This window comes from Treponema sp. (assembly GCF_051883275.1).
Classification (GTDB): Bacteria; Spirochaetota; Spirochaetia; order Treponematales; family Treponemataceae; genus Treponema_D.
On the sequence record NZ_JBJETK010000027.1, the window covers coordinates 13,942 to 35,301 of the forward strand.

Sequence of the window (21,360 nt, forward strand, 5' to 3'; positions counted from 1 at the left end):
TTTGTGAAAAAAATGGAACAGAAAATACCGCTTTCAGGACTTTTCCCTGAGGAAATTGAAGAAAAGCTCAGCTTGTCGCCTTCATTCCGCGCGCGCCAGATTTACGAATGGATTTCAAAAGGAGCAGATTCATTCAGCCAGATGACAAACATCAGCAAATCCACGCGGAATTTCCTGGAGGAAAACGCAGTCCTCAGGTCTTCAAAAGTAACACAAGTTTTAAAAGACCCCGATGGAACTATAAAGCTCCAGATTACACTAAGCGACGGCAGGGCGATAGAAACAGTTCTCCTCACAGACAAAGAGGGGCGCAAAACCGCCTGTGTAAGCTGCCAGGCCGGATGTGCAATGGGATGCGCTTTCTGCCAGACCGGTCAGCTGGGACTTGGAAGAAATCTTACGGCAGGTGAAATAACAGAGGAATTTCTTTTTCTTGAAAAGGAAGCCGGAACGCTTGACAACATTGTCTTTATGGGAATGGGAGAGCCGCTGCAAAATCTGGATGCAATAAGAAAAGCTGTGGCAGTCCTGACGGATAAAAAAGGAAGGTCTCTCAGCCCTCGAAGAATCACCCTGAGCACCTGCGGCCTTGTCAAGGGAATTTATGAGCTTGCGGAAAAAGGCCCATTTGTGAGGCTTGCGGTTTCACTTACCACAGCAGACCCGGTTTTACGGGAACAGCTCATGCCGACCGCAAAAGCAAATCCGCTGCCTGAGCTGAAAAAAGCCATAATGCACTACTCGCAGAAAACAGGAAAAAGAGTAACCCTGGAAGCCGCCCTGCTTTCAGGAAAAAACACAGGAAAAGAAAGCGCAAGCCGCATGGTGGAATTCGCATCAGGAATCGATGCCTACATAAACCTCATTCCGTGGAATCCCGTGCAGAACCTTCCATTCAAAACACCGTCAAGGGAAGAATGTGAGTCGTTCCTGAAAATTCTTGAAAATGCAAAACTGAAAGTGAACCTAAGAGTTCGCAGGGGAGCAAAAATCGGCGGAGCCTGCGGTCAGCTGGGGCGTTCAGCTTCGTGCGGCAGCAGTGAATTTGCTTGAAAAAATTATCAATCGATATTATAATACTTTAGATTTAAAATATTGCTAGGAGACGGAATATGCAGAAAAAGATTTATGTCACTGGAATGGATGATGACGCAGCTGCCGCAAAAGTTGATGCCGCGGTAAAGGCAGTCTCAGGCGTTACAAATGTGGTCTCTTCAGCAGCAAAGTGCCAGGTCTGTGTTGATTTTGATGAAAGTGCTGCCGGTATAGAAGATGCAATAAACGCAGCCATCAATTCAACTGGTGTAATAGCTATCGGCTGATTTTTCTATATGAAGATTACGATTCTTGACGGAAATGCCCTGAACCCCGGAGATCTTTCATGGTCTGTGCTTGAGCAGTTCGGGCAGGTTAATGTTTTTCCAAGAACAGAGGATTCTCTTGTTGCTGAAAGAATCGGAGACAGTGATGCGGTTCTTTTAAATAAAATAAATATCACAGAAGAAATACTCAGCAAGTGTCCCAATCTGAAATACATTGGAGTTCAGGCAACTGGCTACAATGTCATAGATCTGGAGGCATGCAGAAAGCATCATGTCACAGTAACAAATGTTCCTTCCTACAGCACAGCCGGAGTTGCGCAGCTTGTTTTTGCCTTTATAAGCGAATTTGCCTGCCGCACACAGCTTCATTCAGACAGCGTTATGTCAGGCGACTGGACAAGAAGCCCCGATTTCTGCTACTGGAAAGTTCCTCTCATCGAGCTTGAAGGCAAGAAGCTTGGAATTTTCGGTTACGGAAGCATAGGCTCAAGGGTTGCAAGAATCGCGGAAGCCTACGGAATGGAAGTTATTGTCTGCACAAGGACACAGAAGCCGGAAATAAAGCATCCTGTGGATTTGTCCACCCTGTTCAATGAGTCGGATTTTATATCGCTGCATGCTCCGCTGACAGAAAAAACACGCAATATTGTAAACAGAACAACTCTTTCTCTTATGAAAAAAACATCATTTCTTATAAATACTGCCCGCGGACCGCTTGTAAACGAAGCAGATGTCCGTGAATTTCTTGACAAGGGGAAAATAGCAGGATATGCAGCTGATGTTGTAAGCGAAGAGCCTATGAAAAAAGACAATCCGCTTTTGGGAGCGCCCAACTGCCTGATAACTCCGCACATAGCCTGGGCCGCTACAGAAACCCGTCAGAGGCTTTTAAATATTGTAGTTGAAAATATACGCTGCTTTATCAATGGAGCACCGCAGAATGTTGTTTCCAAGCCGTATTGACAATTTTAACATTGCTTAATAAACTTTAATTATACTAAAGTTTATTAAGAGAGGAAAATTTATGGGAAAGACTATCGCTCAAAAAATTTTTGAATCCCACCTGCTTGAAACACCTTTTAAGGGAACAAACATTCTTAAACTTGACAGAGTTTTCTGCCACGAAATCACAACTCCTATTGCAATCAATGATCTTGTTGAAAGAAACAAGGACAGGGTTTTTGACAGCACAAAAATAAAGGCTGTAATAGACCATGTGACACCTGCAAAGGACAGCAAATGCGCAATGCAGGAAAAAATTCTCCGTGACTGGGCCAGAAGGAACAGCATAAAGGATTTTTTTGACATCGGCGAAAACGGTGTATGCCACGCAATTTTCCCGGAAAAAGGTTTTGTCCGCCCGGGATTCACTGTAATCATGGGAGACAGCCACACCTGCACACACGGAGCTTTCGGAGCCTTTGCAGCTGGAGTCGGAACAACAGATCTGGAAGTCGGAATTTTAAAGGGAGTCTGCTCTTTCCGCGAGCCGAAAACCATAAAATTCATTCTTAACGGAAAACTCAAGGAAGGCGTATACGCAAAGGATGTAATCCTCTTCCTTATCGGACAGATTGGTGTAAACGGAGCCACAAACTGCGTTGCGGAATTCACAGGTCCTGTTATCGACAGCATGACAATGGAAGAAAGAATGACTGTCTGCAACATGGCTGTTGAAGCGGGAGCAACAAGCGGAATCTGCTTTCCTGACATGACAACAGTTGAGTACCTGTGGCCATTTATCAAGGATGAATTCTCTTCAAAGGAAGCCGCCCTCAGCGATTACAGCAAGTGGATTGATGATGCGGACGCTGAATATGAAAAGGTATATACCTTTGACCTGTCAGATCTTGAGCCTGTATGCACAGTGGAATACAAGCCTGACCAGATAAAAAAAGTTTCAGAAATGAAAGGCACAAAGGTAGATCAGGTTTATATCGGCTCATGCACAAACGGCAGAATCAGCGACCTGCGTGTGGCCGCCGCAATTTTAAAGGGTCATAGAATCGCAGAAAATGTGCGTGGAATTGTAAGCCCGGCGACACCTTTGGTTTATAAAATGGCACTCGAGGAAGGTCTTATAAAGATTTTCATGGATTCAGGATTCTGTGTCACAAACCCCACATGCGGAGCGTGCCTTGGAATGAGCAACGGAGTTCTTGCCGAGGGGGAAGTATGCGCTTCAACAACAAACCGCAATTTCAACGGCCGCATGGGAAAAGGCGGAATGGTTCATCTTATGAGCCCGGCAACTGCAGCAGCCACAGCCATTGCAGGAACAATCACTAATTCAAGCTTTTTTAAAGGCTGAAAATAAACAAAGACGAGGAACAAAATGAAACAGTTTGGTGGACAAGTTTTATTCTTGGATCGCTCAGATATTAACACTGACGAAATAATTCCTGCAAAGTATCTTACAGAAAATACCAAGCAGGCGCTTCAGCCGTATCTTCTTGAAGATTTAAAGCTCGATGGATTCAATCCAAAGACAGATGTTCTTGGAAAAAGAGTTATTATAACACGCGAGAATTTCGGCTGCGGTTCAAGCCGTGAGCATGCGCCTTGGGCTTTGGAAGTGAACGGAATCTACTGTGTAATCGCAGTGAATTTCGCACGCATTTTCCGCCAGAATATGTATAACTGCGGACTTCTTGCGCTCGACATGAGCAAAAAAGACATAGACGATATGTTCAGGACATTCGCCGACAAGGACACCGAATGTAAAATAGAGCAGAAAGAAGATGGCACATGGAAAGTAAAGCTCATAGCAGGTTCTCTTTCAAAAAGCTATCCATTCAAGCTTGAAGGCTTTGAAAAGGCGCTTGTTGAAAATGAAGGCTGGATAGGCTACGCTGACAAAAGATACTAAGGGAAGGCTTTGAATCCAGAGGCAGCTAAAAAAAATGCGATGTTCCAGGCCGCGCTATAACAGCCAGCCGGAATTCGCAGCATAAGTTTTTCACCGCAGGAATTTTCAGTTTCTGGACTTGAAATTTTTCGTGCAGGTAAAAAAACATAAGTTATCCCGAAAAATTTTTGTTTTTTCGGGATTTCCTATTGACAATTTTTTTTCACTGCTATATTATATTTTTCATAAGCAATGCGGCAGTCGTATAACGGCTTATTACCCCAGCCTTCCAAGCTGGAGACGAGGGTTCGACTCCCTTCTGCCGCTTTCAGGCCTTAGATTTTCTAAGGTCTTTTTTTTTGCTTAACCGTCATCAGCCTATAAACAGGAGGAAAAAATGAAAATTGCTGTTGCAGGAACTGGATACGTAGGGCTTTCAAATGCAATATTGCTTTCACAGCACAATGAGGTATTTGCAACTGATATAATTCAGGAAAAAGTTGATTTAATAAACAGCAGAAAATCGCCGATTGTGGACAAGGAAATCGAAGAATACCTTTCACAGAAAAATCTCAATCTCACTGCCACAACAGACACAAAACTTGCATACACAGACGCTGATTTTATCATTGTTTCCACTCCGACAAACTATGATCCGGACAAAAACTATTTTGACACAACATCAGTAGAAAGTGTCCTGAAGACAGTAAAAGAGATAAATCCAGATGCAACAATCGTTATAAAATCCACAATACCTGTTGGCTACACTGAAAAAATAAAAGCTGAAATGCAAATAAAAAACCTTCTGTTTTCTCCTGAATTCCTCAGGGAAGGTCATGCCCTCTATGATAACCTTTATCCATCCAGAATTGTGGTGAGTTTTCCCAAAAATCAGCCGGAGCTCAAGGAAAAAGCAGTTCAGTTTGCAGATCTTTTAAAAGAAGGCGCAATCAAAAAAGATGTTGAAACTCTTTATCCGAACTGCACAGAGGCGGAAGCCATAAAACTTTTTGCAAACACATATCTTGCGCTGCGTGTAGCATACTTCAATGAGCTTGATACTTACGCAGAGGCAAGAGGGCTGGACACAAACTCTATTATCAGAGGAATCTGCCTGGATCCGCGCATTGGTGATTTCTACAACAATCCTTCTTTCGGCTACGGCGGCTATTGTCTTCCAAAGGACACCAAGCAGCTTCTTGCAAACTACAAGGATGTTCCGCAGAATTTAATACATGCAATAGTCGAATCCAATTCAACACGAAAAGACTTTATCGCAGACCAGATTATTTCAAAAAAACCAAAACTGGTCGGTGTGTTCAGGCTTACAATGAAGGCAAACAGCGACAACTTCCGCCAAAGCTCAATTCAGGGAATAATGAAAAGAGTGAAGGCAAAGGGAATTCCTGTTGTGGTCTACGAGCCTTCATACAGCGGAGATGATTTTTTCAATTCAAAGGTAGTAAAAAATCTTGATGAATTCAAGAAAATGTGCGATATAATCATCTCAAACAGAATGGCGCCGGAGCTCAAGGATGTAAAAGAAAAAGTCTACACAAGAGACTTGTTCTCCCGCGACTAGCAGCAATCTGCATGCGGAGGCTTTCTATGATTTTGATAAACGGAAATTTTCTTTGCAGGAATCTCACAGGAATTGAAAGATTTGCATGGGAAATCTGCCGGCAAATGGATCTGAACCCTGAAGGCGCACAGGAAATTGCCCTTTATGCCCCCGCAAACGCCCGCATCATTCCTGAGTTCAAAAATATAAGAGTCATTGCATCCGGCAAGAAAATAAAAAGCTTTCCGCTCTGGGATATGTCTGTTTTTCCAAAAGCCTGCAAAAAGCTCGGAGCGACTGCCCTCAGTTTTTCAAATACGGCTCCCCTGGGAAAACAGTGCGGCTATGCTTTTCTTCATGACATCTATGCAAAGGACTTTCCAGGGGATTTCAAGACATTCAAGGACATTCTTATAAAGCTCTACTGCCGGATAAGCTACTGGAATATTGCAAAAAACGCAAAAAAAGTCCTTACAGTTTCAGAATTCAGCAGGGAAAGAATTGCAAAGGCCTATAAGATTCCGCCTGAAAGAATAGCCGTCATACCGAATGGCTGGGAGCACTTTGACTCAGTTTCGCCTGATTATTCTATTTTTGATTCCTTTCCCCTGCTGAAAAAAAACAGCTTTTACTTTACACTGGGAAGCCTTTCAAAGCGGAAAAACCTGCGCTGGATTGCCTCGTACGCAGAAAAAAATCCCGGGGAGCAATTCGCAGTTTCAGGAAAAGCAATCTCAGGGCTGGTTCCCAGGGAACTTGAATCCCTTAAGCTTCTGCCAAATGTAACTCTGCTGGGATATATCACAGACGGACAGGTCAAGGCTCTCATGGAAAACTGCCGGGCTTTTATATTTCCATCCTACTATGAAGGATTCGGAATTCCCCCTCTTGAAGCCCTTTCATGCGGCGCGAAAATCATAATCTCTCGCTCTGCCAGCCTGCCGGAAATCTACGGAAATTCCGCGCACTACATAGAATGGAACAGCACAGACTGTAGCCTTGAAAATCTTCTTGCGGAAAAAACAGAAGACAGCGCCGCCGTTTTGAAAAAATACACATATAAAAACGCCGCCGATTCACTAAAAAGAATCCTGATGGAATCCTAAAAAAACATCTGAAAAAAAAATTCAAAAAAATAAAAAAATATTAAAGTTTCCTCTGTATCATGCCGAAAATTATAATGAAAAACTATGGCTGTTCAACTTCGTAGAAGACATCAGCCAGGTTGATCAATGTAAAAGATTGCAGATGTAGCCTTGTAATGCAGATGTAGTCTTTTACAGTTTCAGACCAAAAGGATTTGGTCTTTTTATTCCATGGAGGAAAATTATGGTCATCAATCACAACATGTCCGCAATGTTTTCAAATCGTTCTTTGGGAGTAACACAGAATTCACTCCAGAAGGACATGGAAAAACTTTCTTCAGGCGAAAAAATCAACCGCGCTGGCGATGATGCTTCAGGACTTGCAGTTTCTGAAAAGATGAGATCCCAGATACGCGGCTTGAACCAGGCTTCAAGAAATGCAGCAAACGGAATCAGCTTCATCCAGACAACTGAAGGATACTTGCAGGAAACTACAGATATCATTCAGCGCATAAGAGAGCTTGCAGTTCAGTCTTCAAACGGAATTTACTCAGATGAAGACCGCATGCAGATTCAGGTTGAAGTAAGCCAGCTCATAGCAGAAGTAGACCGCATTGCATCTCAGGCGCAGTTCAATGGTATGAACATGCTTACAGGAAGATTTGCACGCCCTACTGGTGAAAACACACCTACAGCATCTATGTGGCTCCACATCGGCGCAAACATGGATCAGCGTATGTCTGTTTACATTGGAACTATGACAGCAGCAGCTCTTGGAATCCGGGAAATCGGCACTGAGGAAATCATGTCTATTGCGGCTCCAAGTGATGCCAACCGCGCAATCGGAACTCTTGATGAAGCTCTCAAAGCCATCAACAAGCAGCGTGCGGATCTGGGCGCATACCAGAACCGTCTTGACTATGCAGTGAAGGGACTTGACATCGCAGCTGAAAACACACAGGCATCCGAGTCAAGAATCCGCGATACTGACATGGCTTCTGCTATGGTGGAATTCACCAAGAACCAGGTACTGTCACAGGCGGGAACAGCGATGCTTGCACAGGCTAACAGCCAGTCACAAAGCGTCTTGTCTTTGCTTCAATAGTGTGATATACTAAACAAAGAGCATGGATTTTTTTCTATGCTCTTTGCCGTTTGCAGGTTAGATTCACTCTGCTTCTTTGTTTTTTTTATAATTCTTCCCGCAAATTTTGTGGCGATTTGCCACGCTTTGCTTCATTTTAGAAGCTGATCTTTGAAAATTATGTCTTCCTGAATGTCTGTAACAGCATAGGCGGTTGCTTCGTTTTTTACAAGGAAAAATAAAAGCAACGGTTTCTGCTGTGCAAAGCCTTATCTGACGGGGGCGCAAAAACCGGAGAAAAGGCTTTTACAGACAGACATACTGCATGATGCAGAATGTAAGATTCATGGAGGACATTATTATGGTCATTAATCACAACATGAGCTCAATGTTTGCAAACCGCACATTGGGAGTTTCTAATTCCCAGCTGATGGGAAACATTGAAAGGCTCAGCTCAGGCGAAAGAATCAACCGTGCTGGAGATGATGCTTCAGGACTTGCAGTATCAGAAAAGATGCGCAGCCAGATTCGCGGACTTAACCAGGCTAACAGAAATATTCAGAATGGTGTTTCTTTTATCCAGGCTACAGAAGGCTATCTGCAGGAAACTACAGACATTCTTCAGAGAATCCGCGAGCTTTCAGTTCAGTCTGCAAACGGAATCTACAGCGATGAAGACCGCATGCAGATTCAGGTTGAGGTTTCACAGCTTGTTGCTGAAGTAGACCGCATTGCATCACAGGCGCAGTTCAATGGAATGAACCTTCTTACAGGACGTTTTGCAGAGAATTCTGTAACAAACAATGTAATGACATTCCAGGTTGGAGCTAATATGGATCAGAGAGTAACAGCTTTCATTGGAACAATGACAGCACAGGCTCTTGGACTTAAAGGCTCACAGGGAACTGATGAGCAGATAAGCATTTCAACTCCTGATACAGCCAACATGGCGATCGGAGCTATCGATGCAGCACTCAAGTCAGTTTCGCGCCAGAGAGCAGATCTTGGCGCATACCAGAACCGCTTTGAGATGGCTTCTAACGGTATCGCTGTTGCAGCAGAGAACATGCAGGGAGCAGAATCAGGAATTCGCGACACTGACATGGCTTCTGAAATGGTTGAGTACACAAAGAATTCTATTCTTACTCAGTCAGGTACAGCAATGCTCGCTCAGGCAAACAGCCAGTCACAGAATGTATTGGCTTTGCTTCAGTAGAAACAGCTAAAGTTGTAATTGCGTTTTCTGTATAAGAGAAATCTGGATGTCTTCTTTTAGACAGTAACGCACAAGAGTGAGGAGGGGTGCGCCCCCTTCCCCTCTCTTTTATTTCAGGAGGAAATGTCCATGAATACAATAAGTATGAATGGTCAGACAATGGCAATGGATGGCCGTCAAGTCTACAACGCTTTCTCTCCGCAAAAAGGAGAATCAAAAGTTCCCGCAAAAGGAACATTGCCAAATTCGGCTTCAGAGGTTCTTCAGAATTTTGAGGCAAACAAAGCTGATTTGGAAGCTTCAGTGCAGGAACTGCAACGGCTTTCAGATATTGTTACAGGACACAAGCTGCATTTCAATGTAAATGATGAGCTGAACAGAGTCGTGGTAACAGTTGTGGATGCATCAACAAATGAAATTATTCGGGAAATACCGTCAAAAGACATACAGAAACTTCAGGCTAGGATGAAACAAGCTATCGGTGTGCTTTTTGATGAAATGATTTAATGGCAGACGGACTGAACATACCAGGTGTAAGCGACAAATACAAAACAAATGATCTCGTTGAATCCTTGATGGAAGTGGAACGCATTCCATTAAAAAGAGAGGAAGCGAATTTAGAGACATACAAAAAGCACCAGGATGCCTGGCGCGGCATAAATCAGAAAATGTCGTCATTGCAGGACAGCGTAAAGACATTATATTCATTTGAAAACCCGTTCAGCAACAGAATATCATCATCATCAGAAGAATATGCAGTTACAGCTGATGCCGGCCGCGAAGCCGATTTTGGCTCGTTTAAAATTGAAATTATAAATCCCGCATCAGCAGACAGATTTTTAAGCGATGAAATTGATGCAAATATGCAGGTTGATGCAGGAACATACACATATTCCGCGGGAGAAAAAAAAGTAGAATTCAGCTGGAAAGGCGGAAAGCTCAGCGATTTTGTTTCAGCATTAAACAAGAGAGGAAATTCCGTTGTAAAAGCGAGCCTGATCGGAGTGAGCGCAGGGAAAAAAGCCCTCCTTATAGAAAGCCTCAAGACGGGCGCCGAAAACAGGCTTGTCTTTGAAAACAGCGCGTTGGACTTTGCAAAGAAAATCGGAATGATTTCGCCTGTAAAAGCAGAGACAACTGTAATGAAATACTCTGCCTTTTCAGCAGAAACACCTGAAACAAAGGACAAAATTCCACAGGAAAAGCTTCCGCCGATTTCAAAAAGCAAAGTCAGCGAAAGCAAGGGAATAATAAAAATAGAGCCAAGAGGCGGATTTGAGCAGAAGATTCCATCAGAGATAGCTTCATCCAGCGCAGGGAAAATTCAGTTTTCCTTCAGCGGAAAAAAAACCGGCGACATAACAGAGTCCGCAGCAGATTCGCCAAAAGAAACTCTGGAGCTTCCGATTCCGCTCAGTGTTACCTACGAGGGAATCAGCATATTCAACAATCCGAGCGACTCCACCCTTCCGCCGGCGCAGGAACAGCAGGCTTTCCTTTCTCCAGTTGAAATTCCCGACGATCAGATTTTCTTTATAAAGGATTCCAGCGGAAAAGAGCATCCCCTTGGCACAGGCAGTTTTTCAAAGGATTCGGACGGAAAAACAAAAGTATCTGTGAGCCTCTCTGATTTTCCGGGAGCGCAGTCGCTTGTTGTAAGAAATTCAAACACCGGGAAAACCATAGAAATGACGGCCCCTGTCTGCTTTGATGAAACAAAGTCGCTTGGATTCGAGCCGAGAAATGCCATTTCCACAGCGCAGGATGCAAAGCTCAAATATGAGGGAATTACAATCACCCGTCCTACAAATGACATTGACGATATCGTTCCGCACGTGACCATTCATGTGCATGAAAAAACAGAAAGGCCTGCAAATATAAAAATCGAGCCGGATACAGAATCCGCAAAAGATGCGATTATTACATTTGTAGGAAAATACAACCAGGCCATTGCGGAAATGAACATACTTTCCATAAACAAGCCTGAAATTGTTTCCGAGCTTGACTATCTTTCATCTGATGAGCAGGACAAAGCCTATGAGCGGCTTGGAATGTTCCAGGGGGATTTTTCGCTTACAAACGGAAAATCATCACTTCAGCAGACAGTCGCATCGAGCTATCGTTTTTCAGACAATGCGGCAGTCACGATGCTTTCGCAGATTGGAGTTTCAACAAACGCGGGAGGAGGAGCGCGCGGCTACAGTCCGTCGCAGATGAGGGGCTATCTTGAAGTTGACGAGAAAAAGCTTGATGAAAATCTGAAGGCGCATCTTGATGAGATAAAAAATCTCTTTGGCTATGATTCTGACGGAGACCTGATTATAGATGATGGAATCGGATATAAGATAGACAGGCAGCTTACTTCGTGGGTTCAGTCAGGCGGAATAATATCAGCAAAGACAAATTCGCTTGAAACACAGATAAAGAATTCAAACTCTAAGATTACACGGCTTCAGACCCAGCTTGACAGAAAGGAAGCGGAGCTGAAGAGAAAATATGCAAATATGGAAGGCACGCTGAACAGTCTTGAAAGCCAGCAGTCCTCAATGCAGAATTTTTCAAACCAAAACAGCAGAAACAGATAAGGAGCAAATCAAATGGAACTTTTTGTAAACAAAGAAAAAATAGACATTACGCTTGAAGATGAAAAAACTGTGGGCGAAGTTTTAAAGTCCTTTGAAAAGCAGGCATCAGAAAACGAAGCCACAACAATAGGAATTCATCTCAATAGGAAAAAAATTCTTGCAGAGGATTTCGAGCAAGCGGCAGCCTCTCCGATTTCAGATGACACCGTGCTTGAATTGACGGTCATAAGCAAGGCTGATGTTCTGGATTCGCTTGAGGAAGCAAAAAAGTCATTTTCAGAGCTTGCCTCAAAACTCCCTGAAATTCCTGTTGCGCTGCAGAGCGGAAAAGACAAGGATGCAAACACAGTGATAGCGCAGCTTGCAGAGGCAATCGACAATTTCTGCCATACAGCGGCCTTGTCTGCTCTTTTCCCCGAAGTCTATGAAAGCATTATAATCGACGGAAAAAGCATAACAGACTTCTTCGAGGAATTTGCGCCGATCGCAGCGGACTTTGAGCAATCGCTTGAGGCAAAAGACACTGTGACATCAGGTGATTTATGCGAATATGAAATTGCGCCTCGGCTTGAGCTGATTGTCAAGGCAATAGAAGACGGCATCAAGAGGTAAAAATGGAAACAGGCTCTCCTATCGAAGCAAGAATTATTATAGGCGGACTCGTATATACTTTTGTCGCACTTTTTTTTCTTGCGGCGGCTGCTTCGGCGGCTATATATCTTTTTTATATAAAGCACAGATCACACAGAAGCTCAATAAAATGGATTGAAGCCAATAAAAACCGGGAAACAAGAATTTCAGATATACGGAAAATAGCCAGGGATGCAAACCTTGACAGCTCTGAAAAAAAATTTCTTTGGCATATATGCAGGCGGAATAAAGTCCGCAATATTCTTTTTTCATACCGCTCAGAAGCAGAAATGCACACGTTGTTTAAAAATGAATTTCACAGGCTGAATTCAAACGGAATAAGGAACGAAGAAAAAACTTCGCTTTTATTTTCACTCAGATACAAGCTTGAAAAACTTTACAACAAGAAACATTCCATAACATCAACAAGATCCCTGCGCCCCGGCCAGCAGATCCGGATTATAGACAGCCAGCGGATGCCTCATGATGCAACTGTTCAAAAGAACCAGGCGGAAGGTCTTTATGTGGAAATCACACCTGAACTTCAGTACATAAAGCCCAAGCAGCTTTCAAAATTCATGATCAACTTTTCTTCTTCCACAGGAATTCTTTATCAGTGCGCGCTCACCGCTGTCCGCTACGAAATAATTCCAAGCGGAAAGGAGCTGCTTCTTGCCACACATTCATCATCTTTGAAAGTAATTCAGAAGAGAACCACCAAGCGCAAGGGAACAAACTTTGAATGCCTTTTTTCCGCTGTCAAGCAGATTGGCACAGGACGGAAAACGCAGTTCAAGGTTCTGCCGAAAAAATTTCCGGGAAGAGTCATTGATATTTCCGCAGGCGGATGCAAGGTTTCGTGCTCGCTTCCTATTACAAAGGATCAGTACATACAGCTGTATTTTAAAATTCCCGGGCTGACAGAACACCAGGCGCAGGGGCTTATAATAAAGACAAAGAAATCCATGGATGAAAAAACATTTGTTTTATATATAAAATTTACCGATATTAATATAACTGCAAGAAATGACATTTATGCAGCGATTTATGATTACCTTTAAACATGGAAATAAACATTTGCTATGAAAATTTTAGAGATAGGTTCAATACAAAAAGAAGACGGATATATTTACTACATACACCATTACAAGGCAGTCGCAAAAATTGAAGTTCTGACTTCGGTTATATCAATTCCGATAAGTTTCACAGTGGAAACAAATCCGCTTGGAATCAGAACCGTTGATCTTGATCCGTTTCCAAATAAAATTGACTATCCTGTTCTTCCCATTGCAAAGGCTCTTAAACTAAAGATAGACAAGATGGCGCAGGACGGTTCTCTTCCACAGGTCTAGAAAATAAAAATATTCAGTGAATAATATCAGCAGGTGAAAAAAATGCTTTTCCATACACATTCTTCAGATGAAACAATATTGCTGGGAGAAAAAATCGGCGCTCTTTTAAAGCCCGGTGATATTCTCGCAATGTCGGGAACTCTTGCAGCAGGAAAAACCACAATAACAAAAGGCATTGCCAAGGCGCTCGGCATAACAGACAATATCACAAGCCCTACTTTCTGTCTTGTGAGCGAATACAATGGCGGACGGCTTCCTCTTTACCACATGGATGTTTACAGGCTTGACGGAGCTGAAGACTTTGCGAACCTGGGAGTTGATGATATGCTTTACGGCAATGGAGTTTGTGTAATTGAATGGAGTGAAAAAGTAAAAACAGAAATTCCCAAGAGAGCAATTTCTGTTGAAATAAAGCCGACGGAAGACGGCGGGCGTGAAATAAAAATTGAAAACTGGAACAATGGAAAAATCGACTTGAACGGGGAAGTAAAATGAAGGCTCTTGCAATAGACTGTGCGGTTTCAAGGCTTGCCGTGGCCGCAAAAAACGAAAATATCTCGGCAAAGATTGTGCTTGACATCGGAATAAAGCAGTCAGAAAAGCTGCTTCCTGCAATAGATTATGTAATGAAAGAAACAGGTCTTTGCGCAAAAGAACTTGACTACAGCGCAGTTACAACAGGTCCCGGAACATTCACCGGTCTAAGGCTCGGTTTAAGCGCGCTCAAGGCACTTACACTTTCAAGCAATATTCCGCTCTATGGAATACCTTCGCTTGACGCCTATGCATGGCCCTACAGAAAAGCAATAGAAACAGTTCTTCCTGTGATTGAAGCAAAAGAGGATGAATTCTTTTACAGTTTTTTTATCCGCGGAGAAAAACTCAGGGCAGAGGAAGATGCTGGAATTGAAGAAATTCTAAAGCAGCTTGACACAGAAAGTCCTGTTCTTGCATGCGGTCCTGCGGGAAAAATATTTTGCGAAAGAACAGCGGAAATAAGTCCGCTGTATTCCCTGCACAGCTTTTCACCGGATGAAGACTGCTGCAACAGCCTTTTTGAAATAGCTGAAAAAATGATCAGTGAAAAAAAGGAGCCTTTAAAGGATTATGACGGCCCCCTTTACGTAAGAAAAAGCGAGGCTGAAATAGTGCTGGAAGCAAAAAATAGAAGTTAGCCCAAAAGCTTTCCAAGGCGCTCCATTGAAACCTGAGATGCCGCGGCCTTATTTTCAGACTGGATTGCATCAAAGACTTCCTGTCTGTAGACTTTTACATTGCCAGGTGCCTCCACTCCGATTTTCACCTGGTCGCCCTTTACGTCAATTATTGTAAGCACAATATCATCGCCGATGCGGATTCTCTGATCTATTTTTCTGGAAAGAATAAGCATTATTTTGCCTCCTTCCGCCTTAAGGCTTCAAGAATATTATGCTTTGTTGTATATTTTGAGCCGTCCAGCACAGCCTGAATGCACTGGTGATTTTTTCTGTTGATGATAAGAGGTCCCTGGAAATTTGCAGTCACCGCGCTTCCATCATCCGGAACAGTCACAATCGTAAACACCGTTACATCCGAAGGATCCTTTATTCCGATTTTCAGAAGTTCGGCATCATCGATTTCAGCTTCATAGTCATCGGCAATCAAAAAAGGATCTATCAGAAGAAATGCAAGATTTTTTTCCTGAAGCGACTGAAGCCAAACAAGAGGCTCGTACTCACTGTCCACAAGAGCAAAATCAGTATATTCTTCAAATCCAAAAAGCCCGAACGGAAGGGAAATAAACCTATCGTCAGGAACTTCAACACATCCCTTTGTTTTTGTTTCCACAGTCATAAAAAAATTCCTATTATGGGGAACCTCTAAAACCACAAGGCTTCAGAGGCAGTTTATTTTTACATCAGCGCATATAATTCAAAAGAGTACTTGAATACATTTTTCCGGCATTGCTCATTGTAGCCTGGTTGACATATTCCATCATTTTCAGATCCGTAATGGCCTCTGTCAAATCAATGTCCCCTTCCCTGCTCACAAGCTGTGTTATATTCACATTGCCTGTTCTTGAGCGTTCGGCATTATTCATTGCGCGCTCATAGTCGCTTCCGGATTTTGCAAGACGGGTTGTAAGATTGTTTATTCCATAATCCAGAGTTCCAAGCACACGGCTGCCGATTGTTTCCTGATCGCCTTTCAGCATTGAATCGCGAAGAGCAATGACAGCATCAAAAAGAGAGCCTCCTGAAACTTTCACCGCGGAAGTATTTATATTATACGGAGGAAACTGGCTGGAATCCTGAATCATTCCCATGTCGGCCAGCGCGCTTCCTGTTTTGTCTTCCAGCCAAACCTGATGCGAGTCAGTAGTGGCAAGGGAAAGCCCCAGCGAAACAGGATCAACAGAAGCTTTTACCGCAGCTCCAGAATCATTTATCTTTGCAACAACAGCATAAATATTGTCGCCTGACTTTACAGAAATTTCTGTGCCGTCAATGCTTATCACAGAATCCTCAAGAGCCTGCCATGAAGTCAGATCACGCTGTCCGATGAGATGCTGCGGTTCTGCCCAGAAAGTTTTGTTTCCGCTGTTGTCAATCTGAAGATATGCGTTTTCGTCAACTTCAATTTTATTGACATCGATATTTCCCTTGTAGCTGACCTTTTCAATAAGAGCTTCATTTGAGCCGGGAACATTTCCCATGACAACATCAAAAGCAATTCCCTTTGTTCGTGTTCCGGCAAAAAGAGTGTTTCCGTCAGGACCGACAGCGTTTGCATTCTGAATCATTTCCTTCAGAAGCTCGTTGACTTCAACTGCCATATTCTTTAGATCCTCGCCGGTATAGGTTCCGTTCGCACCAGTGACAGCAAGCTCTCTTACCCTCTGCATAATCTGAAGATTCTGGTTTACATAGCCTTCCCTTACGCTGAGCTGATCTGCAATGGTCTGTGCGTTTTTTTCAAACTGATTCACACGTCCAAGATATGACTGGTAGCGAACAAGATGTCCTGCCGCAATCGGATCATCGCGGAGATTTCCAATTCTGCTCTGAGTTCCAATCTGGCGGTTTTTTACTGCCTGGCGGACTTCCTGTTTTCTAAGCTGATACTGGGTATCGGTATTATTAAACTGAGAGCTGATTCTATGCATACTTCACCTCGCTTCCATTAAAATCATACACCAAGACGATTTATAAGTGTATCTAAAAGTTCATCCTGCACTGAGATAAATTTCGCGGCGACATTATATCCATGCTGGAACTTTATTATATCAGCAAGCTCCTCATCTATATTCACTCCGGATATACTGTCCCGAAGATCCCTGAGGTCGCCCATGATTTTATTCTGCGTAGCAAGCTGATTCTGCGCCTGCTCGCCCTTTAACCCAACGTTGGTTATAGTGTCAGCAAAATAGTCATCAAACGTGCGCTCGCTTCCAATCATTATCTTTGTATTTCTGACAGCGGCCATTTCAACAGCAGCCCTTCCGTCGCCCGGTTCTGCAAACCCCTTGGAATTACTGAAAGCTGCGGCCACACTTGAAACATCATTTTGAATAAGCCCGTTGACTTCAATATATGCAGAAGGATTCAGCACAGGAGAAACTGCAAACTGCGCGCCTGCAAGAACATCAACAGCATCCGCGCGGTTAAAATCATAGGCATTCTCTGCGCCGCTTCCCTGAAGAATTCCAGCATATCCTGCAAGGAACAGCCCGGAATCTTCAACATGGCGGATAACAAAATCAGGGTTTTCCATTCCTTCAGCTGCGGTAGCCTTCAAAACAAGTCGGCTGTTTCTGTCAAGATAAGCCTTGACCTCGCCGTTTGAATCGTTGATTCTGTTGACAACATCTTCAACAGTGTCAGTGGAAAAATATTCAACCGCTATATTTCCGCTCTGACCGTTTATTGTCATCACACCGGAAAGACCGATCTGCTCCTGAGGCTTGAGCGTGTTCGTTCCAGTCATTCTAAAAATATATGAAGTATCCTCGACACCGTCTCCGTTGCGGTCATAGTTTCCATTTACATTCTCAACAAAATCATGCTGCACAAAAAAATCAAGTCCAGTGACATTATTCTTTCCAATGGCATTTCTGTGAACATCATTGACAAGATCAGCAAAGTTCAGAGCCATTGTATTCAATGACTGAATTTCCTTGCGGATATCCTTGTCGCGAAGCTCAACCAAAGCTCCAAGTGTTCCGCCGTGGAACTGGGCATCTATTTTTGTGTCCGACCATACAAGCTTTCCGTATCCATTATTGTCAATCTGCCCCACAGTTTCTATCTGTCTTGCAAGATCTCCCTGGACTATAATCTGGCCGTCCGTATGAACCATAAATTCATCAGGATCTTTTTGTGTTACCGTAACATTTATGAGCGCGGAAAGTTTTTCAACAAGAAGATCGCGGCGATCCATAAGATCATTCGGATTATCTCCAAGCCCCTTGCTTCTGACAATTTCTCCGTTGACACTGGCTATCTGGCGAGAAAGATCATTCACCTGCTTTACAACAGACTCTATGTCTCCGTTTATCTGATCTCCGATTCCGCGCAGACTCTTATACTGCTGCTGTATAGAATTCGTAAGACTCTGTCCGCGAACAACCACTGCAAGCCTAGCAGCATCGCTTTCAGGATACGCGGAAAGCTCCTGCCATCCCTGCCAGAATTTATCCATGTTTGTGCGCACAGAAACATCATTCGGCTCATTGTAGACAGACTCAATCATTGAATAGTACTTGTCTCTTGTTTCCCAGTATGTTTCCACATTCCGCTGTTCAACTATGCGCCCTTCCAGAAGCTCATCCTTTATTCTGGAAATGCTTTCCACGTCGCAACCCTGTCCTATCTGTCCAGGAACCATTGCGCGCTCCAAGTCCGGCCTGTAAATCGGCTCAAACGCCTTTACAATAACACGCTGTCTGGAATAGCCTTCTGTGTCAGCATTAGAAATATTATGTCCTGCAGTCTGTATCTGAGTCGAGTGAGCCATAAGGCTTCTTTTTCCAATCTCAATTCCCGCAAATGAATTCGCCATAACTGTCTGCTCCCAAAAAAGATAAGAGTACCAGGCACAGTCCAAGCTGCGCCCGTGAACCGCACTAAATGCTTCTGTTGACCACAATACTCTGTGCGTAGTTTTTTCTCAGCGTGCCGTTGGAAGAATAAACTTCATTTCTCTGCTGCGAGGCGCACTGATCCATTACCTCAGAAATAAATTTCTTTGTTGCGCTCACATATTTTGCAAGCGCGTCATTTTCAACCTTGCTTCTTGAAAGCTTGGATTTTACGCGGAGAAAAATATCCTTGACTTCAGGATGAAAATAAATGCTTTCTGAAACCGAAGCTATCTGCTCTCGGAATTCATCAGCCTTGGAAAATTCATTTCCAAGCTCGTTTATATTCAAAACATATTCCTCAAGCCCCGCCCAGCTGCGCTTTACAACGCACTCATGAATTTTATTCTGCTCATCAAGCATAGAGTCAAGAATCCGCTCCTGCTCATTGAGGACGCTTATCAGTTCAATTTCCTTTTCTTCCGCCATACACTTTTCCTTCCAAAAGAAAGTTTCTGTTTAAATATCGGAATACAAGAAATTTTATTTAGAGAAAAAAAAGAAAAACTGGGAATTATCTCTGACCGGAAAGCTCTATATAGATTTGATCGGCAAGACCGAGGGATGCGTTTTTTGTAATGGATTCAGCCATATTATCGTACATCATGTCATCATAAAGGCGGCGGGCATATTCATTTTCAGTTCCCGAAAGACCGCTTTTCTGAATCGTGCTCCGCATGGAGGAAAGCATTATTTTTACCATATAATTTTCCATTTCCATAGACTGCGCATACAGCTCAGAAGTTTTATCGATTACGGGAGTTTTTCCTGAAGAAGTTTTTGTTCCCGCAGCGAATCCCTTTGGTTTTGCAGTCTTGTCCGCCTCTGAAGTAAAGACATCATGAAAGCCCTGGGTGTAATCTCCGTTGAGGCGATGATTTTTGGCAATCTGGCTTGACGAAACTCCGGACACTGTTTTTCCCTCTGAAATTTCAAGAGCGACCTTATCCTGCATTCTTCTTACAAGCGAAGAGAATTTTTCAGCATCTTTCTGAAAAGACGCAGAATCAAGAGCAGCGCTTCCATTTGACAGAGTTCCCGTGATTCCAGTTCCTGAGATACCATTTACAGCCATATTCCACCTTGCCTATTAAAAAAAACAATCAAATAAAACTATCTGCTTGTTTTCTATATTTTCGTCATTTTCCAGAAGAAAAACACTTTTTTTTAAGGAAAAAATTGAAAAACTTCACTTTTATTTTCTTTATGAAAAATGCAGAAAAAAAACATAACCGCTTGACAGTTTTTTCCAGTCATGCTATAGTCTGAATATTCGTGGTGGCATAGCCCAGTTGGTAGAGCAATGGACTCATATTCCATGTGTCATAGGTTCGATCCCTATTGCCACTACCAAAAGGAGCACTTCAGTTTACTGAGGTGCTTTTTTTATTTGGGGTTTATAATCGCTAAACTCTAAAAACGGCGAAGTCAAGACTTGACTCGACGTATTCAGGAAACCTGCAAGAGCGGAAGTTTTTACGGGTTCTTTTAAAATGCGGTGTTCCAGCTCTGACAGCAGCGGAAAAGCTGGAATTCGCAGGCATTCATGAAAAATCAATTTGCACAGGTTTTCTACGGATGCCTTTATGGGAGATATAAAAAATGAAGGCAGAAAAATTCAAAAGCCCGTTCAAGGGAAGAAGCCTTTTAAATTGGATTGACTGGAAGCCCGAGGAAATCAGCAAAATACTTGACTGGGCGTTTCAGGTAAAAAAAGAAGCCCACCGCGGAGAAGTACATCAGAGATTTCTGGGAAAGACAATCGCCCTTATCTTTGAAAAACGCTCCACCCGTACACGCTCATCGTTTGAAACCTCGTTTGGGGAAGAAGGCGGCCATCCTGTTTTTATGTCCACTGATGACATTCAGCTCGGCGGAAAGGAAAGCGTGCAGGACACCGCGCGTGTTCTTGGAAGAATGTTCAGCGCAATCGAATTCCGCGGATTCCGGCAGGATCACGTGGAAGACCTTGCAAAATACTCAGGAATTCCTGTGATAAACGGACTCACGGACGACTTTCACCCTACCCAAGTGCTGGCCGACATCATGACACTCAAGGAAAATTTCGGGTATCTGAAAGGGCTTTCTCTGTGCTACTGCGGAGACGGACGAAACAACATGGCGCGCTCTCTCATGCTCATCTGCTCCAAATTCGGAATCAACTTCAGCGTTTATGCGCCAAAGGAGCTTTTTCCGGACAGCAGGATTATAGAAATCTGCGAGCCGTTCGCAAAGGAATCCGGGGCGGCAATAACTGTTTCAGATAAAATTTCAGTTGTCAAAAACGCAGATTGCCTTTATACTGATGTTTGGGTTTCCATGGGTGAAGAATCGCTAAAAGAGGAACGCATAAAATTGCTTCAGCCATACCAAGTGAACAGGGCTCTTATGGAGGCTACTGGAAAGCCTGGCACAATATTTCTTCACTGCCTTCCCGCGGTAAAGGAGCAGGAAGTAACAGAGGAAGTATTTGAAAGCAGTGCAAGCAAAGTCTGGGATCAGGCTGAAAACAGAAAGCACACCATAAAAGCCATTATGCTCGCGCTTATTTAGGAAAC

Annotated in this window: 23 protein-coding genes and 2 tRNA genes; 19 read left to right on the plus strand and 6 right to left on the minus strand. The window is 43.3% G+C overall.

All coding sequences use genetic code 11. The features are described from left to right. Positions 1 to 12: 12 nt before the first annotated feature. From rlmN to tsaB, 17 genes are all read left to right on the plus strand, one after another. Entirely contained in the window at positions 13 to 1,053 is a 1,041-nt protein-coding gene (gene rlmN, locus ACI4L0_RS04035; RefSeq protein ID WP_439798885.1) for a 23S rRNA (adenine(2503)-C(2))-methyltransferase RlmN, read from the plus strand. A 59-nt stretch (positions 1,054 to 1,112) separates the two neighbouring features. After that, positions 1,113 to 1,322, plus strand: a complete 210-nt coding sequence (locus ACI4L0_RS04040) for a cation transporter (protein WP_439798886.1) — start codon at positions 1,113 to 1,115, stop codon at positions 1,320 to 1,322. 9 nt (positions 1,323 to 1,331) lie between these two features. Continuing rightward, positions 1,332 to 2,285: a D-2-hydroxyacid dehydrogenase gene (locus ACI4L0_RS04045; protein ID WP_439798887.1), complete on the plus strand. Its 954-nt coding sequence runs from the start codon at positions 1,332 to 1,334 to the stop codon at positions 2,283 to 2,285. Positions 2,286 to 2,346: 61 nt separating this feature from the next. Then, a complete protein-coding gene (locus ACI4L0_RS04050; RefSeq protein ID WP_439798888.1) occupies positions 2,347 to 3,633 on the plus strand; it encodes a 3-isopropylmalate dehydratase large subunit in 1,287 nt (428 codons plus the stop codon). 24 nt (positions 3,634 to 3,657) lie between these two features. Beyond that, positions 3,658 to 4,191 (plus strand): 3-isopropylmalate dehydratase small subunit, encoded by a 534-nt coding sequence (locus tag ACI4L0_RS04055; RefSeq protein WP_439798889.1) that lies wholly within the window; start codon positions 3,658 to 3,660, stop codon positions 4,189 to 4,191. Positions 4,192 to 4,424: 233 nt separating this feature from the next. Beyond that, positions 4,425 to 4,497 (plus strand) — tRNA-Gly (locus ACI4L0_RS04060). A 70-nt stretch (positions 4,498 to 4,567) separates the two neighbouring features. Then, on the plus strand, positions 4,568 to 5,752 hold the full coding sequence (locus ACI4L0_RS04065; RefSeq protein WP_439798890.1) for a nucleotide sugar dehydrogenase: 1,185 nt from the start codon (positions 4,568 to 4,570) through the stop codon (positions 5,750 to 5,752). Between the two features lie 26 nt (positions 5,753 to 5,778). Continuing rightward, entirely contained in the window at positions 5,779 to 6,837 is a 1,059-nt protein-coding gene (locus tag ACI4L0_RS04070) for a glycosyltransferase family 4 protein (protein WP_439798891.1), read from the plus strand. Between the two features lie 223 nt (positions 6,838 to 7,060). After that, positions 7,061 to 7,921 (plus strand): flagellin N-terminal helical domain-containing protein, encoded by an 861-nt coding sequence (locus tag ACI4L0_RS04075; protein WP_439798892.1) that lies wholly within the window; start codon positions 7,061 to 7,063, stop codon positions 7,919 to 7,921. Between the two features lie 340 nt (positions 7,922 to 8,261). After that, on the plus strand, positions 8,262 to 9,116 hold the full coding sequence (locus ACI4L0_RS04080; RefSeq protein WP_439798893.1) for a flagellin N-terminal helical domain-containing protein: 855 nt from the start codon (positions 8,262 to 8,264) through the stop codon (positions 9,114 to 9,116). 129 nt (positions 9,117 to 9,245) lie between these two features. Next, positions 9,246 to 9,623 (plus strand): flagellar protein FlaG, encoded by a 378-nt coding sequence (locus ACI4L0_RS04085; RefSeq protein WP_439798894.1) that lies wholly within the window; start codon positions 9,246 to 9,248, stop codon positions 9,621 to 9,623. Beyond that, positions 9,623 to 11,701: a flagellar filament capping protein FliD gene (fliD, locus tag ACI4L0_RS04090; RefSeq protein WP_439798895.1), complete on the plus strand. Its 2,079-nt coding sequence runs from the start codon at positions 9,623 to 9,625 to the stop codon at positions 11,699 to 11,701. The genes ACI4L0_RS04085 and fliD overlap by 1 nt, the downstream gene beginning before the upstream one ends. A 12-nt stretch (positions 11,702 to 11,713) precedes the next feature. Next, on the plus strand, positions 11,714 to 12,313 hold the full coding sequence (locus tag ACI4L0_RS04095; protein ID WP_439798896.1) for a hypothetical protein: 600 nt from the start codon (positions 11,714 to 11,716) through the stop codon (positions 12,311 to 12,313). A gap of 2 nt (positions 12,314 to 12,315) precedes the next feature. Beyond that, positions 12,316 to 13,392 (plus strand): PilZ domain-containing protein, encoded by a 1,077-nt coding sequence (locus ACI4L0_RS04100; protein ID WP_439798897.1) that lies wholly within the window; start codon positions 12,316 to 12,318, stop codon positions 13,390 to 13,392. Between the two features lie 21 nt (positions 13,393 to 13,413). Next, on the plus strand, positions 13,414 to 13,683 hold the full coding sequence (locus tag ACI4L0_RS04105) for a hypothetical protein (RefSeq protein ID WP_439798898.1): 270 nt from the start codon (positions 13,414 to 13,416) through the stop codon (positions 13,681 to 13,683). Between the two features lie 42 nt (positions 13,684 to 13,725). Beyond that, positions 13,726 to 14,178, plus strand: coding sequence for a tRNA (adenosine(37)-N6)-threonylcarbamoyltransferase complex ATPase subunit type 1 TsaE (gene tsaE, locus ACI4L0_RS04110; protein WP_439798933.1), 453 nt, complete (start codon positions 13,726 to 13,728; stop codon positions 14,176 to 14,178). Further along, on the plus strand, positions 14,175 to 14,858 hold the full coding sequence (gene tsaB / locus ACI4L0_RS04115) for a tRNA (adenosine(37)-N6)-threonylcarbamoyltransferase complex dimerization subunit type 1 TsaB (RefSeq protein ID WP_439798899.1): 684 nt from the start codon (positions 14,175 to 14,177) through the stop codon (positions 14,856 to 14,858). The genes tsaE and tsaB overlap by 4 nt, the downstream gene beginning before the upstream one ends. Here the strand turns inward: tsaB and csrA are convergent. From csrA to ACI4L0_RS04145, 6 genes are all read right to left on the minus strand, one after another. Beyond that, a complete protein-coding gene (csrA, locus tag ACI4L0_RS04120; protein ID WP_439798900.1) occupies positions 14,855 to 15,073 on the minus strand; it encodes a carbon storage regulator CsrA in 219 nt (72 codons plus the stop codon). The two genes, tsaB and csrA, sit on opposite strands and share 4 nt — an antisense overlap. Further along, positions 15,073 to 15,516 (minus strand): flagellar assembly protein FliW, encoded by a 444-nt coding sequence (locus ACI4L0_RS04125; protein WP_439798901.1) that lies wholly within the window; start codon positions 15,514 to 15,516, stop codon positions 15,073 to 15,075. The genes csrA and ACI4L0_RS04125 overlap by 1 nt, the downstream gene beginning before the upstream one ends. 64 nt (positions 15,517 to 15,580) lie before the next feature. Beyond that, positions 15,581 to 16,828, minus strand: a complete 1,248-nt coding sequence (locus ACI4L0_RS04130; protein WP_439798902.1) for a flagellar hook-associated protein 3 — start codon at positions 16,826 to 16,828, stop codon at positions 15,581 to 15,583. Positions 16,829 to 16,851: 23 nt separating this feature from the next. Beyond that, a complete protein-coding gene (flgK, locus tag ACI4L0_RS04135) occupies positions 16,852 to 18,723 on the minus strand; it encodes a flagellar hook-associated protein FlgK (RefSeq protein ID WP_439798903.1) in 1,872 nt (623 codons plus the stop codon). Positions 18,724 to 18,787: 64 nt separating this feature from the next. Further along, positions 18,788 to 19,231: a hypothetical protein gene (locus tag ACI4L0_RS04140; protein ID WP_439798904.1), complete on the minus strand. Its 444-nt coding sequence runs from the start codon at positions 19,229 to 19,231 to the stop codon at positions 18,788 to 18,790. 85 nt (positions 19,232 to 19,316) lie between these two features. Further along, complete coding sequence (locus tag ACI4L0_RS04145; RefSeq protein WP_439798905.1) at positions 19,317 to 19,877, minus strand: rod-binding protein; 561 nt, start codon at positions 19,875 to 19,877, stop codon at positions 19,317 to 19,319. Between the two features lie 202 nt (positions 19,878 to 20,079). Here ACI4L0_RS04145 and ACI4L0_RS04150 point away from each other — a divergent pair. Together ACI4L0_RS04150 and argF are read left to right on the plus strand one after the other, a co-directional pair. Next, a tRNA-Met gene (locus tag ACI4L0_RS04150) sits at positions 20,080 to 20,155 on the plus strand. Between the two features lie 249 nt (positions 20,156 to 20,404). Continuing rightward, on the plus strand, positions 20,405 to 21,355 hold the full coding sequence (gene argF, locus ACI4L0_RS04155) for an ornithine carbamoyltransferase (RefSeq protein ID WP_439798906.1): 951 nt from the start codon (positions 20,405 to 20,407) through the stop codon (positions 21,353 to 21,355). Positions 21,356 to 21,360 lie beyond the last annotated feature (5 nt).